We start from the raw sequence: 273 nt of genomic DNA, 5'->3' as shown, positions 1-273 counted from the left end.
CATAATGCGCTCACCGGACTGGCGCTCGGATTTTTTTAGCGGTGCCTTCACCTCAGTAACAGACAAAGGCCAGTGACCGTGTACCAGAGCCAGATAACGCTTCCGGATACCGACTTTGTTCACCAGCATTTTCTGCAACGCTACCAGCGCCGATCGTTTGCGCGCAATCATGATAATACCGGACGTATCCCGATCGAGCCGGTGCACCAGCTCCAGAAAGCTGTGATCCGGATACAACTGCCGCATGGCTTCAATCAGGCCCAGATTGACGCC

General features: G+C 54.6%; 1 protein-coding gene. It reads right to left on the bottom strand.

What is annotated here, in order from left to right; genetic code table 11:
- Positions 1 to 273: pseudouridine synthase (locus Q4563_RS19825; RefSeq protein WP_303605739.1), on the bottom strand; the 273-nt coding region annotated here is incomplete at both ends.

This window comes from Gilvimarinus sp. 1_MG-2023 (genome assembly GCF_030548285.1).
This window is presented reverse-complemented; position numbering and strand designations above follow the sequence as displayed.